Source organism: Thalassospira sp. B30-1, from assembly GCF_015767575.1.
Taxonomy (GTDB): domain Bacteria; phylum Pseudomonadota; class Alphaproteobacteria; order Rhodospirillales; family Thalassospiraceae; genus Thalassospira; species Thalassospira xiamenensis.
In genome coordinates this window covers 152,501-168,143 of record NZ_CP065232.1, presented here as the reverse complement: position 1 = coordinate 168,143, position 15,643 = coordinate 152,501, and the positions used below count along the sequence as shown (strand labels likewise).

At 54.9% G+C, this 15,643-nt stretch carries 9 protein-coding genes, 1 tRNA gene and 2 rRNA genes (1 of these 12 only partly in view); 5 read left to right on the top strand and 7 right to left on the bottom strand.

Annotated elements, in window-relative coordinates; translation table 11 throughout:
- Positions 1-7 precede the first annotated feature (7 nt).
- The 4 genes from IT971_RS00760 to IT971_RS00745 form a co-directional block, all read right to left on the bottom strand.
- Positions 8-1,639, bottom strand: a complete 1,632-nt coding sequence (locus IT971_RS00760) for a BCCT family transporter (RefSeq protein WP_063093597.1) — start codon at positions 1,637-1,639, stop codon at positions 8-10.
- A gap of 66 nt (positions 1,640-1,705) precedes the next feature.
- Positions 1,706-2,119, bottom strand: a complete 414-nt coding sequence (locus tag IT971_RS00755; protein WP_063093596.1) for a universal stress protein — start codon at positions 2,117-2,119, stop codon at positions 1,706-1,708.
- A 165-nt stretch (positions 2,120-2,284) separates the two neighbouring features.
- Positions 2,285-3,226: an alpha/beta hydrolase gene (locus IT971_RS00750; RefSeq protein ID WP_110252607.1), complete on the bottom strand. Its 942-nt coding sequence runs from the start codon at positions 3,224-3,226 to the stop codon at positions 2,285-2,287.
- A 123-nt stretch (positions 3,227-3,349) separates the two neighbouring features.
- On the bottom strand, positions 3,350-4,282 hold the full coding sequence (locus tag IT971_RS00745; protein ID WP_063093595.1) for an L-lactate dehydrogenase: 933 nt from the start codon (positions 4,280-4,282) through the stop codon (positions 3,350-3,352).
- A gap of 397 nt (positions 4,283-4,679) precedes the next feature.
- Between IT971_RS00745 and katG the strand changes: the two genes are divergently transcribed.
- The 5 genes from katG (at position 4,680) to IT971_RS00720 (ending at position 13,125) form a co-directional block, all read left to right on the top strand.
- Complete coding sequence (katG, locus tag IT971_RS00740) at positions 4,680-6,866, top strand: catalase/peroxidase HPI (protein ID WP_063093594.1); 2,187 nt, start codon at positions 4,680-4,682, stop codon at positions 6,864-6,866.
- Positions 6,867-7,100: 234 nt separating this feature from the next.
- On the top strand, positions 7,101-9,134 hold the full coding sequence (locus IT971_RS00735) for an AAA family ATPase (protein ID WP_063093593.1): 2,034 nt from the start codon (positions 7,101-7,103) through the stop codon (positions 9,132-9,134).
- Positions 9,134-9,988: an HNH endonuclease gene (locus IT971_RS00730; protein WP_063093592.1), complete on the top strand. Its 855-nt coding sequence runs from the start codon at positions 9,134-9,136 to the stop codon at positions 9,986-9,988. Before IT971_RS00735 ends, IT971_RS00730 begins: the two co-directional genes overlap by 1 nt.
- Positions 9,989-11,296: 1,308 nt before the next feature.
- Positions 11,297-11,737 carry an isoprenylcysteine carboxylmethyltransferase family protein gene (locus tag IT971_RS22325; protein ID WP_252724179.1) on the top strand — a complete coding sequence of 147 codons (441 nt, stop codon included), beginning with the start codon at positions 11,297-11,299 and terminating at the stop codon, positions 11,735-11,737.
- 233 nt (positions 11,738-11,970) lie between these two features.
- The gene (locus IT971_RS00720) at positions 11,971-13,125 is read left to right on the top strand and encodes an amidohydrolase family protein (protein WP_063093590.1); all 1,155 of its coding nucleotides are present in this window, start codon (positions 11,971-11,973) and stop codon (positions 13,123-13,125) included.
- Positions 13,126-14,447: 1,322 nt separating this feature from the next.
- Here IT971_RS00720 and IT971_RS00715 read toward each other — a convergent pair.
- The 3 genes from IT971_RS00715 to IT971_RS00705 form a co-directional block, all read right to left on the bottom strand.
- Positions 14,448-14,524 (bottom strand) — tRNA-Met (locus IT971_RS00715).
- A gap of 106 nt (positions 14,525-14,630) precedes the next feature.
- Positions 14,631-14,745, bottom strand: a 5S ribosomal RNA gene (rrf, locus tag IT971_RS00710).
- A 119-nt stretch (positions 14,746-14,864) separates the two neighbouring features.
- Positions 14,865-15,643: ribosomal RNA gene (locus tag IT971_RS00705) — 23S ribosomal RNA — on the bottom strand; it runs 1,971 nt beyond the window's last position.

Sequence of the window (15,643 nt, the reverse complement as noted above, 5' to 3'; positions counted from 1 at the left end):
CTTCCGCTTATCGTGGCTCGCTGCGCAATCCCTGAATGATCGAATAACACGCCAGCAGAAGAATGATCGCAAACGGGAAACCGGTTGAAACCGCCATCGCCTGCAAGGCTCCCAATCCGCCGCCAAGCAGCAGCGCAATCGCAACCAGCCCTTCAAACGTGCACCAGAATATGCGCTGGGGCACGGGTGCGTCGACCTTGCCGCCTGCGGTAATCGTATCAATCACCAGCGACCCGGAATCCGATGACGTGACAAAGAACACGATCACCAGAACAATACCGATAAAGGACGTGATCGAGTGCAACGGCAATTGTTCAAGCATGGTGAAAAGCTTGATCGGAAGGGCGGCATCGGCAATCGCCTGAACACCTTCATTGACCATATGCACCGCCGTCCCGCCAAATGCGGTCATCCACAAAACGCAGACCAGCGACGGAATGATCAGAACACAGGTAATGAATTCCCGCACCGTCCGGCCCCGCGATACGCGCGCAATGAACATGCCGACAAACGGCGACCACGAAATCCACCACGCCCAGTAAAACGACGTCCAGCCCTGGCTGAAATTGGCATCCTCGCGCCCGACCGGGTTCGAAAGCGCCGGCAGATATTCGACATAGGCGACAAGACTTGTGAAAAAGCCCTTGATGATATCCATGGTCGGCCCGACCAGAACCACAAACAGCAAAAGCAGGGCGGCCAGAACCATATTGATTTCCGAAAGCCGCTTGACCCCGGCATCAAGCCCGGCAAGAACCGAAATCAACGCAATCCCGGTAATCCCGATGATCAGGAACACCTTCGATCCGTCGGATTCCGGTAACCCGAACAGGAATTGAAGCCCGGCATTAGCCTGTTCCGCCCCAAAACCAAGCGACGTCGCAAGCCCGAACAGGGTGGCAAACACCGCCATGATATCAATCACATGCCCGGTCCAGCCCCAGACACGCTCGCCAAAGACCGGATAAAACACCGACCGCATGGTCAATGGCAGGCCCTTGTTAAACGAAAACAGCGCAAGTGCGAGCGCCACGGTGGCATAAATCGCCCACGGATGAAGGCCCCAATGGAAAATCGTTGCCGCCATGCCAAGGTCAAAGGCCGCATCCGCATCGCCCATCGCCCCGCCAAGCGGTGCCCAGTCCGTCCGGGCCCCGCCATCACCAACAACCGCACCCCCCATCGAGGTGGTGAAATGCGATATCGGTTCTGACACGCCATAGAACATAAGGCCGATGCCCATGCCTGCGGCAAACAGCATGGCAAACCAGCCGCTATAGGAATAATCGGGCGTCGCATCCTGCCCGCCAAGCCGCACCTTGCCCAGCGGGGAGACGATCAGAAACAGGCACAACAGAACAAACACATTCGCCGCCGACAGGAAAAACCAGTCAAGCGTCGATGTCAGCCAGCCCCGCATGTCATTGAACATCGGCCCCACACTGTCCTGAAACGCCAGTGTCAGAAAGACGAACGCCACAATCGACAAACCCGATATCAGAAAGACGGGATTGTGCACATCAAGCCCGAACGGCCCGATCTGTGTGGTGAAGTTATCCTGTCCGACCTCATAATCGGTCTCGATCGGATTGGCGGCACCATCCGGGCTTTCGATGCCCGTCTCGGCATTCGATCCCATGAAAATCTCCCTTGAAAAGCATATTTGCGGCCACCCCCGGCCGCAATTTTTCCGATTTGCCTGCTATTAACGCACCAGGAACACGGAATGATCCCAATGCGACGCAACATATCCGCCGTGGGATGCAAAAATATGATCGGCAATACCGGGCACATGGGATGCCATGACGATCATATCCGCCCTGGCCTCTGTTGCCGCATCAACAATGATTTCGCTCAGATCAATCGCCGGATCATGTGAAATGCGGGTCATGCCCGAACAGCTGATACCGGTCTTCTTGCCCTGCTCTTGGGCAAAGGCCGCCATCTTGCGATCATATTCTGCCGGATTGTGCGCAATGGGGGATGGGGTATTTGTCCCGACCCCGAAAAAGCATATTTCCGCACCATAATGCTTTGCCAGATCCGCCGCCGTCGAAAGCGCCTTTTCCAGCCTGTCGATATGCGTCAGATCCACGGGTACCATGATCTTGCGATACATTCCCTGCCTCCGTTCTACGGGTGCCCTAACGGGCAAAACACACCTTCGAAACAGATGAGGCGACCAAGACTATCACCAGAACAGGAAATGATCAAAATCCCCATCGCGCAGGGATTTTACGTCACCGGTGAAGACAGGAACAAATTCGCAGCACTATCGGTCACATTATTCCGCGGCCATGCGCTTTATCGCGTCACACAAAAACCGGAATCCGGTCGCCGCCCCGTCACTCATATACCGCGCACGCAGCCAGCCATGGATCATCTGCGGTTCTTCGCGGTACGTCACATCAATCCCGGCGCGGGCCAGCCGCGCGGCATATTCCCGCCCGTCATCACGCAGCGGATCAAAATAGGCCGCGGTGATATAGGTCGGCGGCAATCCGCGCAAATCCTCCGCCGAAAGCGGATAGGCCACCGGATCATCCATCGGTGCCTTCAGGACATCGCGATAATAAATCACATCATCGGTGCTCAATCCGGGGGCGGATGCCATCTGCCCATAGGATGGCCAGCCAAGATCCCCGCCAAGGGCCGGATAAATCAGGACCTGCCCGATCACGCCTGCGCCAAGCCCCTCGTCGCGCGCCCGGATCGCAAGCCCACCTGCCAATGTCGCCCCGGCACTGTCCCCGATCAGGACGATCTCCGCCCCGCGCGACAGCACATCGCGCGCAACGCCAAACGCATCCTGATGCGCAGCTGGCCAAAGATGTTCGGGGGCCAGCCGGTAGTCGACCGAAATCATTTCCGCCCCCGCCGCCTCGGCCATCTCGGCACAGATCGCATCATGGCTATCAAGCGATCCGACGATAAACCCGCCGCCATGCAGGTATAAAAGCTTGCGCGTGGTGCTAATCTTGGCCGGGTAATACATCCGCACCGCCACCCCGGCAATATGATCATCACGGCTCAGAAGCCCCGGCGGATGGGGATAGGCAAACGCATCACAAAGTGCGCCATACCATTTGCGTTGCTGCGCAATATCGGCGGCAACCGCATCGGGCGGATAAAGCCGGTCGCATCTGGCGATGAAGTCACGGATGCCTGCTTCGTCGGGCATCGGGCTATAGGCGATATCCGGCACCGCCTGATCGGACCCGTCCATGTCGCACAACTTCCCCAATGATGTTTGATTGATCTATCCGCAAGCCTAACGCGTTCGCCCCTGCTGTGAAAAGCGGGCAATTATGTCTTTTGAAATTCAGCCCCGCACAAGATCAAAGCGGAATCAAAGCGAAACCGCCTCGACCGTTGCTTTCAGCAACGCCGCACTGCGATGAAGGGCCGCCCTTTCCTCGGCGTCCAGATCGGGGAAAAGATCGGTCATGATGCCCGTGGCCCCGATCACACGCGGAATCGACAGCGCGACATCGGCCACCCCTTCGATCTCGCGATTGACCATTGATACCGTCAGGACTTCCTGCTGATCCTGCGCAATCGCCTTGACGATCCGCGCAAGCCCCGCACCAATCCCGTAATAGGTCGCCCCCTTGCCCTTGATGATCTTATAGGCCGCATTGCGCACCCCATCATCGATCCGGGCCCGGACATCGGCGGTAATCGCCGATCCGACCTGGGCGGCAAACCCGGCAAGTGAAAGCGACCCGGCCCGCGCATTCGACCATGCCAGAACCTCGCTATCGCCATGTTCGCCAAGGACATAGGCATGCACTGATTGCGGCGAAATCCCCAGATGCCGGCCCAGCAAACTCCTGAACCGTGCGGTATCAAGGATCGTGCCCGATCCGATCACTCTGGCGGCCGGAAGCCCCGATAACCGCACCGTGATCTGGGTCATGATATCAACCGGGTTCGACGCAATCAGCAAAATCGCATCGGGTGCAACCCGCAACACATTGCCCACCACATCGCGAAACACCGCCGCATTGCGTTCAAGCAACGCCAGGCGCGTTTCGCCAGGCTTCTGGCTGACCCCGGCGGCAAGGATCACGACCGACGCACCTGAAAGCCGGTCATAATCCCCGGCCTCCACCACGCAGGAAGACATGAACGGCACCGCATGGGCAATATCCTCGGCCTGCGCAATCGCAAGTTCGGCATTGTGATCGACCAGCACGACCGAACTGACGATCCCCATCAGGGCAAGCGCATAACCCGCCGAACTGCCAACCATTCCCGCCCCGACAATCCCGACCTTCATCACAAACCCCTGTCAAAACAGCATTATTTCGCGGGCCGATTATCCGGCCCCGCCCTGCCGATTAAAAGCAAAAACCGGCGGCACCCAAAATCAGCCCGCAATACCATCGATAAAATCTATCGAAAATTTCATAAATAACTATTTAACCTATACACCCAAACCGCGTTAGCCTGCTTGACAGCATCGCCTGACATGACGCCCAATGATTTAACAATCTCGTCTTGTTGCGATCACAAGTTTAGACATTACCTTGAACAGGAAAGCCTCACGCCGAAATGTTCACCAGAATATTCAAATGTTCCTGCGCTCGATATGACGGCCCCACGACCCGCCCGGAGAGAGACACCTGATCAGGTCAGGAAAGCAAGAACAGCCAGCCATTACGGGAGAGAGAAAAATGGACGGAAAACACACAGCAGGGAAATGCCCGGTCATGCATGGCGGTATGACCGCACTGGGCACCACGGTCATGGATTGGTGGCCGAATGCATTGAATTTCGACATCCTCCATCAGCACGACATCAAAACCAACCCGCTGGGCAAGGATTTCAACTACCGCGAAGAACTCAAAAAGCTCGACGTCGAGGGCCTGAAAAACGACCTTCGCGCGCTGATGAATGAAAGCCAGGAATGGTGGCCGGCCGACTGGGGCAGCTACGTTGGCATGTTCGCCCGTGTCGCTTGGCATTCCGCCGGTTCGTATCGTCTGGCCGATGGCCGTGGCGGTGGCGGGACCGGGAACCAGCGTTTCGCGCCGCTCAACTCCTGGCCCGATAACGTCAACACCGACAAGGGCCGCCGTCTGCTCTGGCCGATCAAGCGCAAATATGGCAACAAAATCTCCTGGGCCGATCTGATGATCCTGGCCGGTACGATTGCATATGAAGTCGCCGGTCTTAAAACCTATGGCTTTGCCTTTGGCCGCGAAGATGTCTGGCACCCGGAAAAGGACACCTATTGGGGTGCGGAAAAGGAATGGCTCGCCCCAAGCGACAGCCGTTATGAAGACATCACCCGCCCCGACACCATGCAAAACCCGCTGGCGGCTGTCCAGATGGGCCTGATCTATGTGAACCCCGAAGGTGTGAACGGGCAGCCCGACCCGATGAAAACCGCCGCACAGGTCCGCGAAACCTTCGCCCGCATGGCGATGGATGACGAAGAAACCGCGGCCCTTACCGCTGGCGGCCACACCATCGGCAAATCGCACGGCAATGGCTCGCCGTCGGACCTCAGCCCCGAACCGGAAGCCGCCGACGTCGAATATCAGGGCATCGGCTGGATGAAAACCAATGGCCGTGGCATTGGCCGCGATACCATGGTTTCGGGCATCGAAGGCGCATGGACGTCCAACCCGACCAAATGGGATATGGGCTGGTTCGATATGCTGTTTGGCCACGAGTGGGAGCTGAAAAAAAGCCCGGCTGGCGCATGGCAGTGGGAACCGGTTGACATCGCCGAAGAAGACATGCCGGTCGATGTCGAGGATCCCTCGATCCGTTGCAAGCCGATCATGACCGATGCCGATATGGCGATGAAGGTCGACCCGACCTATAACGCCATCTGCCAGAAATTCATGAAGGACCCGGAATATTTCTCCGAAACCTTTGCCCGGGCATGGTTCAAACTGACCCATCGCGACATGGGCCCGAAGGTCCGCTATGTCGGCCCGGACGTGCCCGCCGAAGACCTGATCTGGCAGGACCCGATCCCGAGCGTTGATTACACCCTCTCGGACGCCGAAATCGCCGATCTGAAATCCAAACTGCTGGCATCCGGCCTGACCAGTGCTGAACTGATCAACACCGCCTGGGATAGTGCCCGGACCTATCGCGGATCGGACATGCGGGGTGGCGCCAATGGTGCGCGTATCCGTCTGGCCCCGCAAAAGGACTGGGCCGGGAACGAGCCCGAACGCCTTGCCAAGGTTCTCAAAACCCTTGAAGGCATTCAGGCAGGCCTTGCCAAGAAAGTCAGCCTTGCCGATCTGATCGTGCTGGGTGGTACGGCGGCAGTTGAAAAGGCCGCGAAGGATGCCGGTGTCAACATCACCGTCCCGTTCGCACCGGGCCGCGGCGATGCGACGGCCGAAATGACCGATGCCGCAAGCTTCGATGCGCTCGAACCGCTGGCCGATGGCTATCGCAACTGGCAAAAAGACGATTATGTGGTCTCGCCCGAAGAAATGATGCTGGACCGCACCCAGCTCATGGGCCTGACCGCACCGGAAATGACCGCACTGGTCGGTGGCATGCGCGTTCTTGGCACCAACCATGGCGACACCAGACACGGCGTCTTTACCGACCGTGTTGGCCAACTGACGACCGACTTCTTCGTCAATCTGACCGACATGGCCTATAGCTGGAAACCGGCGGGCGACAACCTTTACAACATCGTTGATCGCAAAACCGGCGAAACCAAATGGACCGCCACCCGCGTTGACCTCGTCTTCGGCTCAAACGCCATCCTGCGTGCCTATGCCGAGGTCTACGCCCAGGACGACAACCACGAGAAGTTCGTCAAGGACTTCGTCGCGGCCTGGACCAAGGTCATGAACGCGGACCGGTTTGATCTCGCCGCGTAAGGGCTTGGCTCTTTGAAATGATCTGGATTGGAGCTTTCGGGTTCTGACAAACGAACACCCCCGGTCGTGAGGCTGGGGGTGTTTTTTTTACCATCTTACACTGGCATAGCCTCACCAGCATCAAACATAAGAACCCACTTTTATGATCCTAAACGACTAAACCTTGCCTATTTAAAGGGGAAAATAATAACATTACCCCCACCAAAGGTATCATGCATAAATTTGAGTACGAATATGATCCGAATTGAGCGGCATTATCCTAACCCAATTCTTGTGGAAATTCGCCATAGGGTTCAGGAGTCTTTGGACGAGTATTATCGGAAAAGCTATGCAGAACAAAGTCAAAGCAGACTTCATAGTGAAAAACTCTGGTTTCAGATTCGTCAGAGAGTTCAGCCTGCCCTACTTTCCATGTTCCATGGAAAGTGTGCTTACTGTGAGAGCGTAATCAGCTCAACTAAGGCAATTCATATAGATCGATTTCGCCCGATGGTCGCAGCAAATTCTGACGGGAAAGGATCGCTTCATCACTATCATTGGTTAGCTTTCGAATGGGAAAACCTTTACCCCGCCTGTCCGGCTTGCAACCGAGCGAAAAGGAACCTTTTTCCTGTTCATGGGAAACGGGCAAAAGTCGGAACACCAATCACAAGCATTAATTCGGCAGAACATTCATTACTCGTTGACCCATGCTTTGATGATCCGAACGAACACTTGAGCTTTCATTCCGGCGGGATCGTTCACGGACTAACGCAAAAAGGACAAACAACTGTTGAGATTTTAAACCTAAACCGATTTGAACTCCTCAAAGAGCGTCAGCGGGTCTGGGATACCATAACTTCTATGGCTAAGGCTGGATTTTATGACTCCTCTCTTTCACAACCAACTTCTCCATACTCAGCGGCAGCTTCGGCTGCCTTTGGAAGCATCCGCAGCTCGAGTAAAGTGGAAGTAGCAAACATTCAAGAGACATCCCGCCCCAGCCAGATAAACAAAACAAAGTTGGAAGCCATTCGACTGGCTCAAAGACCCATCAGAAAAATTAAAATCGATAACTTCCGCATATTAAAAAATATCGAGTTTACATTCCCAGAAGCTCAGAGTGATAGCGCACCTTGGTTAATGCTTTTGGGCGAAAATGCATCGGGTAAAAGCACGTTTTTGCTCGCGGTTGCATTGGCCTTAGTAGGCGCAGACGAAGCTTCCCGATTAACCACCCCGTCTAAAGTACTCTCAAATGGTGCAAGCAGTGGACTCGTTGAACTTGAGTTCTGGGATACAGGAGAAATTGCGAAACTTTTGTTTAACCGTGGCGCAAAGAGTTTTGAAGGAACACAAAGTTCGTCCGCGACAGTGAGAGCATTCGGAGCACTTAGACATGTAGAACGTCGACGACGCTCCAGTCTATCCCCGCAACATGCATATTTTCATGTTGATGACCTTATACAGCCGATCACTCGCATCGAATATCCAAACAGATGGTTGCTAAGTCTATCTGATGAAAAGTTCGATGCAGCTGCTCGAGCACTGAAAGACTTACTTCCCCAAACAAAGGATATGACCCTTATTAAATCCGGGAATCAGATTTTATTCCAACACGATGGGACCTCGTTACCATTGAACAAAGCCTCCGCTGGCTATCAGACCATGATCGGAGTTTCCACAGACATCATGCGGGTTCTCTTTACTTTCTGGGACACATTGGAAAGCGCATCTGGAGTAGTTCTGATTGATGAGATTGACGCACATTTACACCCTAGATGGAAGATGAGGGTTGTATCAGCTCTTAAGACGTCCTTTCCTCGTGTACAGTTTATAGCCAGCACTCACGACCCCCTCCTACTACGAGGGCTATCGAACGGGGAAGTCGTGCTCTTGAAAAGATCTTCAAATGGTGCTGTTGCGATGGACTCTGATCTTCCCCCAATCGAAGGCATGCAAATCGACGAAATCCTCACATCTAAGGCATTTGGCTTAGATACGACGCTCGATCCGGAAGCTGAAGATCTTTTAGATGAATATTACCATCTGCTATCACTGCCACAAACATCAGAAATACAAGAACGTATTTCACAGATACACCAAGACTTCGGGGACTATGAGGCCTTGGGTCGTAATGCGAGAGAGAACGCAATGCTGCAAGCATCCTCTGATTTTATTCGCGAAAGACAGGCTCGAGAGCCAAACGAAATAGAAGGTGATAGCGCCAACATACTTAGAACATTCTTCGCCGACACCAATGGCTTTCTGAAAGGCGAAGATGAATAATGATCCGAGCAAACCGCGGTGAAGCCCCAGAAGTTTTAGAGGAAAAATCAACCAGCAACGGTAAAAAAGAATTAGCACGGGCACGCGACTATTTTTCACAGCCCAAACACAATAATGACTTTAAATTTACTGCGTACTCCCACCCTACAGTAAGAGAAGCATTGAGAAGTATGTTTCTTGGAAAGTGTGCTTATTGCGAACATCCATATGAGGGCGCATTCACTGAAGATGTTGAGCATTTCCGTCCAAAGGCTAGGATAGATACAGAAAATGGGATTTTGCGCCCCGGATATTGGTGGCTTGCATCGGACTGGAACAACCTTCTTCCGTCTTGTGCCCGTTGCAACAAGACCAAGACCCTTTCTCTTTTCGATGGCACATCACTTAAAGTCGGCAAGGGCAATCGTTTTCCTCTGACCAACGAAAACCTTAGAGCGACGACAGAAGGTGGCGAAATTAATGAAATCCCACTTCTTATTGACCCCACAAAAGAATACCCTGAGAAATTATTTAAGTATGAAATACTTTATGAGAAATGCATAATAAAACCGGAATCGACAGATTTACAATCTATCGATTATCGCAAAGCTCGAACATCGATAGATACTTATGGCCTAAACCGGCGAGGCTTAGTGAAAGAACGTTCTAGAACATATGTGTCTCTGGCATCCTCAATTGAGCAAGTCAAGTTGTTGGCAATGCTTCTTCCAACAACCCCGCTTGAACTCAAAGATACTGTTACAAATAAAATCAATAGTGAACGCAATCATATACTTCAATTGACTTCAGACTCCTCACCCTTTGCAGGAATGTGCCGCTGGTTTGCAAAACCTTTCCTGAATCAGGTAACGTAAACGTCGCGTAACCATTTTTTTGCAAAGGCGTTTATTCTCTCAGTTAAATCAATATTTCGAAACACCAAAGCCGGGATAACGGGTATCCACAACATTTCTCCAAAAACTAGTCTTTCAATATTTGAGGGATGATTCCTTGACGGAAATCACTGGCAAGGAAAGTATACGATGTTATTTGCGCTGTGCGTCAACCTGCCTGATCCGTGCCATGATCCTGTTTGCCGATGGCTATATGCCCCCGCCTTACATCACTGATCGCTTCCCAGCGCTGATCGAAACGGTTGCGGTTATTCTTCTTTTTCATGGTGTTTTTTTGTCTGGCAGGTGATCGGTGTACTGCGGCGCCATCCGCCATCAGGTAAGCATCCTTGCCAGTATCTGGACTGTTGAGACCTATGTGGTGATCGGGCTTTGTTTGGCTTTTACAGTGCTGAGCATCGCGGCATCCGTCCGTGCCCTCGCCCCGGAAAGATTTATTCCGGTCAACCTGACCGTGCTTGAAGATGCCCGGGCTAGCCAGTATGCGCTAGCGCTCAGCTCTGATAACACCTGCATTCACATCACTGGCACCTTTGCGCTCGGCATGGCGCAGCGGTTGACCAGCCTGTTGGATCAAAGCCCTGGCGTGACCGCCATCCTCGCCAACAGACCACTTCCGACCCTCGGCCCGCTCCGATCACTCCCGGCCATAGCGACACCTCCGGCAACCGATGAAGCCTGGACACACCTCGGGCGTACGGCCCCCAATGGTCCACCATCGACAGGCCACGCTCAATGCTGCCCTCTGCTGCCATCGCTGCCGCTCCCGGCAGATTTAACGCTTCCTCCTCAACAAGACGCACCTCTCCCGTCATGACAAATGACCGGGTTAGTCCTATTTAGTCCCTTTACAGAATACCGCCATCGGCCAACCCGTATCCTGCGGAGTACCCCGCCACCCTGTCCATGTCGGCGGCGATACGTCCGGGAGGGCCATCCGAACGACCGGGTTATGCAGTACCGGACGCCAGCACCAGCCCCTGACGATATGACTTCTGCGGCTTGATCTTGCAGGAGTAAATTTCATGTCGTGTTCGGCCGAACTCGGTTCCGCCCGTAAAGACCCATCAAACCAGACGCCGGGGATACTTCCCGAAGGCGCGGCTCTGCGCACCATACAGCGCCGACGAAAACGCATCCTTCGAATTGGCGTTGTCGTGCTTCTGGTTCTTGTTGCCGGAAGTCAGGCGATGGCGGAGCGCCAGAGCGAGCTTCACGACATGATCGAAGCCACCGGGCTGTTTGCGATTGGCCTATGCATCTTCGGGCGTGGCTGGTGCTCCCTTTATATCGGCGGGCGCAAGAAAAACAGAGCTTGTCACCACCGGGCCTTATTCGAGCTGCCGAAATCCACTTTATGTTTTCAACATGATCGGCGCGTTCGGTGTCGGGGCACAGACCGGCAGTATCGTGCTTGGCTGTTTGTTTGCCGGCCTGTGCTGGATGGTGTTTCGCAATGTTGTCGCACACGAAGAGGCATTGCTCTCGGAACGTTTTGGCAAGGCGTTCCGGTACTATCAAAATACCGTCCCGCGCTTTCGCCCGACCTGGTTTCGCTGGCGCGATGAGGAAGACCTGCTGTGCAAACCGGCACTGTTTTTAACCACAACACGCGATGCGATGTGGTTTCTGGCGGCGGGGCCGATATTTGAAGCCATCAAGCTGATGCAGGAAAAGGGATGGCTGACACCGCTGATCCATCTGCCCTAGGTGGGTTTAGCCCGAAGCAACTGGGCGGCTGATAGCGGCTGAGCTGCGGATAGATGTCCTGTCTTTTATCCCGCCATGTATCTCCCGCCATGCGGTCTTGCGGTCTGCGCCAATCCCCCGAAGGAGCATCTCTTTTGCCCGCTGATGCGATGTCTGCCCCCCCCTTCACGCCAACATGATGACGAAAACAGCCCCCCAACTGCACAACACAACAATAGCGGATTAGAATTGACATGAAACCGACCGAAAAACCCCAACATAGCCTCACAATCGGACGCCGCAGCTTTCTGGGGGGCGCGGCGGCACTTGGTGTTGGTACCGGATTGGCAGCCCCCGCCCTTATCTCCCGCTCTGCCGCGACAGATGCGACAGAGGCTTCTTCGATCATCGCGTTACGAGACCACGACCTGCCCTTTATCGCCACCGAAGAAACCTATACCACCGACGAGCTGATTGCGCTGAACGCGATCAACGATGATCACGTGGAATACCTCAGGGAAACCGGTCTTGCCGAACTCGGCCCTGGCCGCATCGGGGCGATGGATCAGGCGGGGATCAATGTTCAGATCCTCTCGGCACATACGCCGGGCGTGCAGGATCTCGCGGGGCAGGAAGGCATCGATTTTGCCTATCGCCTTAACAGGATGATTGCCACGGGCCCGATGGTCACCTATCCGGGCCGGTTCCGGGCCTATGCAACCCTGCCGCTGCAGGACCCGGCGGCATCAGCAGACGAGCTGGAACGCGCCGTTAGCAGGGATGGCTTTGTCGGGGCCATGACCAATGGCTTCATTGGCAAAAAGTTTCTCGACCATCCCGATTTCGAGCCCCTTCTGGCCCGTGCAGAGGCACTTGGCGTGCCGATATACCTGCATCCGGGTTTCCCGCCCAAGGAAGTCTTCGACATTTACTACCGCATTGCGCGGCCCGGATATAATGACGCATATCAGGACTACATTCTCAGTGGCTCAGGATATGGCTGGCATCAGGAAGTGCTTACGCAATGTCTTCGACTGATCATGACCGGAACGTTCGACAGATTCCCCAAACTGCAGATGATCATCGGCCACATGGGAGAGGGCCTTCCATTCTACTACGAGCGTATCGTCGGGGATTTGGGCGATGTGACCGAAGGCTCGCTCAACAGGCCTATCGGGCAGTATTTCAATGACAATTTCTGGTACACGACCAGCGCATTTTTCCAGGATGAACTGCTTCATCTTTTGCTGAAATACATCAGTGTGGACCGCGTGATGTTTGGAACCGATTATCCGTTTGCCGACATGAAGCAGGGCACCGACTGGTTTCGCGCAGTCGATCTGCCCCGGGAGGCCAAGGAAAAAATTGCGTTCCGAAATGCGGAAAAACTGTTTCGCATAAAGGTCTGATGCCTCCGCACCGGATCAACGCATAACGCCGGATAACGCCGGCTGGTTTCTTATTCCCGACCGCGCATAAAGATCACTTTGGCTGTATCTTGGGGGTACAGCCAAAGGACGCCAGATCAGACCCGTTGATACAGTCGATCCGTTTCTCGCGAAAGGCGCTATACGTGGCCCGGTCCAGTTTGACGGCAAAGGCATCGTAAAACCGAACTTCCTCCGGCAACCACAGACGCCGGACACAAACCGCAGGCCTCCACCAGCTTCACCAACAGGCAACCTCGGCCCACGACCCGCTCCGATCTCTTCCGGCCATTACGACATTTCCCGCAACCGATGAAGCCCGGACAGAGCTCGGACCTCCGACAGCCTCGCCAACAGACAACCTTCGGGCTTACCCCTCGCTCCGGTCACTCCCGGCCAAGGCGACTCTTCCGGCAACCGATGGATCCCTGACACACTTCGGGCGTCTTCCATCCTCACCGACGGACGACCTTCGGGCTCACCGCCCGCTCCCATCACCTCCGGCCATCGCGACATTTCCCGCAACCGATGAAGCCCGGACGCATCTCGGGCGTCTGCTATCCTCGCCAACTGACGATCTCCGGGCCCACCACCCGCTCCGCTCACTTTCGGCAATGGCGGCACTTTCCGCTAACCGGCGAGGTCCAGACACACTTCGGGCGCACGGCCCCCACTGGTCCACCATCGACGGGTCACAGATCACCGCTGCCCGCTGCTGCCATCGCTGCCGCTCCCGGCAAATTCAACGCTCCTTTTCCAACAAGACGCACCTCTCCCGTCATGACAAATGACCGGGTTAGTCCCCTTAGTCCTTGGGCAGAATCCCGCCGTAACGGCTCCGCCATCCGCCGCCCCATATCCTGCCGGTCACCTCGCCGCCCGGCCCCCGTCTCTGTCTCATTCCGTCTCTTTGCCGCATCATCCTGATCACCTCTTTCATCCAGCCCCAAACGCAAAAACCCGCAAGGCTCAAGGCCTCGCGGGTTTCGGTCCGGGTGCATTTCCCCCGTTGACTTTTATCTTATGCCATAAACAAAAGAACAAATCAAGAACTTTTTTGGAAAAAGATATGGGGGCGCGGATTGCAGACGGGATGGAGGATGCGTCGAACCTCCGCAGTCTGCGCGCGGGCTCCCGCCCGTGCTCAACCTTCGGCTTAAAATCGCTCCACTGGAGCGATTTCTTCACAGCCTCAGCCTTCAAGTTATGAGCACAGGCCCATAACGCAGGAAGATCAGAGGTTTAAAGGCTCTTCACGTGATCAAATAAAAAAAGCGGCCCCGGAAGGGACCGCCTTTTTTATTTGGTTGCGGGGGCAGGATTTGAACCTGCGGCCTTCAGGTTATGAGCCTGACGAGCTACCGGGCTGCTCCACCCCGCGTCAGGGTGATGATTAACCGGTGGGTTAAACAGATAACGCCGCATCATGGAGTGAGGCGGCGCTGGATGTTTTGTGTGATTAGGGAATATGGAGCTGTGTTTTGAAGGCCCGGCGGTGACCTACTCTCCCGTGCCTTAAGACAAAGTACCATCGGCGCAGGCAGGTTTCACTTCTGAGTTCGGGATGGGATCAGGTGGTTCCCGGCCGCTATGGCCACCGGGCCGTCGAAACACAGCGAAGAGATCGGAGTTTTTGTGATGCGATATTGGATGTTTTGTATTTTGCTTTGGCGGGTTTTACCGCTGCGCAAGAAGTCAGAATGTTCAATTAGCAAGAGGGATCAATCAAGCCGATCGATCAATTAGTACTGGTTAGCTTCACGTGTTGCCACGCTTCCACACCCAGCCTATCAACCTGGTGGTCTTCCAGGGATCTGATAGGGATACCTAGTCTTGAAGGGGGCTTCCCGCTTAGATGCTTTCAGCGGTTATCCCTTCCGCACTTAGCTACCCGGCGATGCTCCTGGCGGAACAACCGGTACACCAGAGGTGCGTCCATCCCGGTCCTCTCGTACTAGGGACAGCTCTTCTCAAGTATCCTACGCCCACGGCAGATAGGGACCGAACTGTCTCACGACGTTCTAAACCCAGCTCACGTACCACTTTAATTGGCGAACAGCCAAACCCTTGGGACCTGCTCCAGCCCCAGGATGTGATGAGCCGACATCGAGGTGCCAAACACTCCCGTCGATGTGGACTCTTGGGGAGTATCAGCCTGTTATCCCCGGCGTACCTTTTATCCGTTGAGCGATGGCCCTTCCACGCGGGACCACCGGATCACTATGACCGACTTTCGTCTCTGCTCGACTTGTCAGTCTCGCAGTCAGGCAGGCTTTTGCCATTGCACTCTTAAGCTGATGTCCGACCAGCCTGAGCCTACCATCGCGCGCCTCCGTTACTCTTTGGGAGGCGACCGCCCCAGTCAAACTACCCGCCATGCAGGGTCCCGGATCCGGATAACGGACCTCGGTTAGATATCAGGAAGCAAAAGGGCGGTATCTCAAAGGTGGCTCCACCGAAGCTGGCGCTTCGGGTTCATAGCCTCCCGCCTATTCTGCAC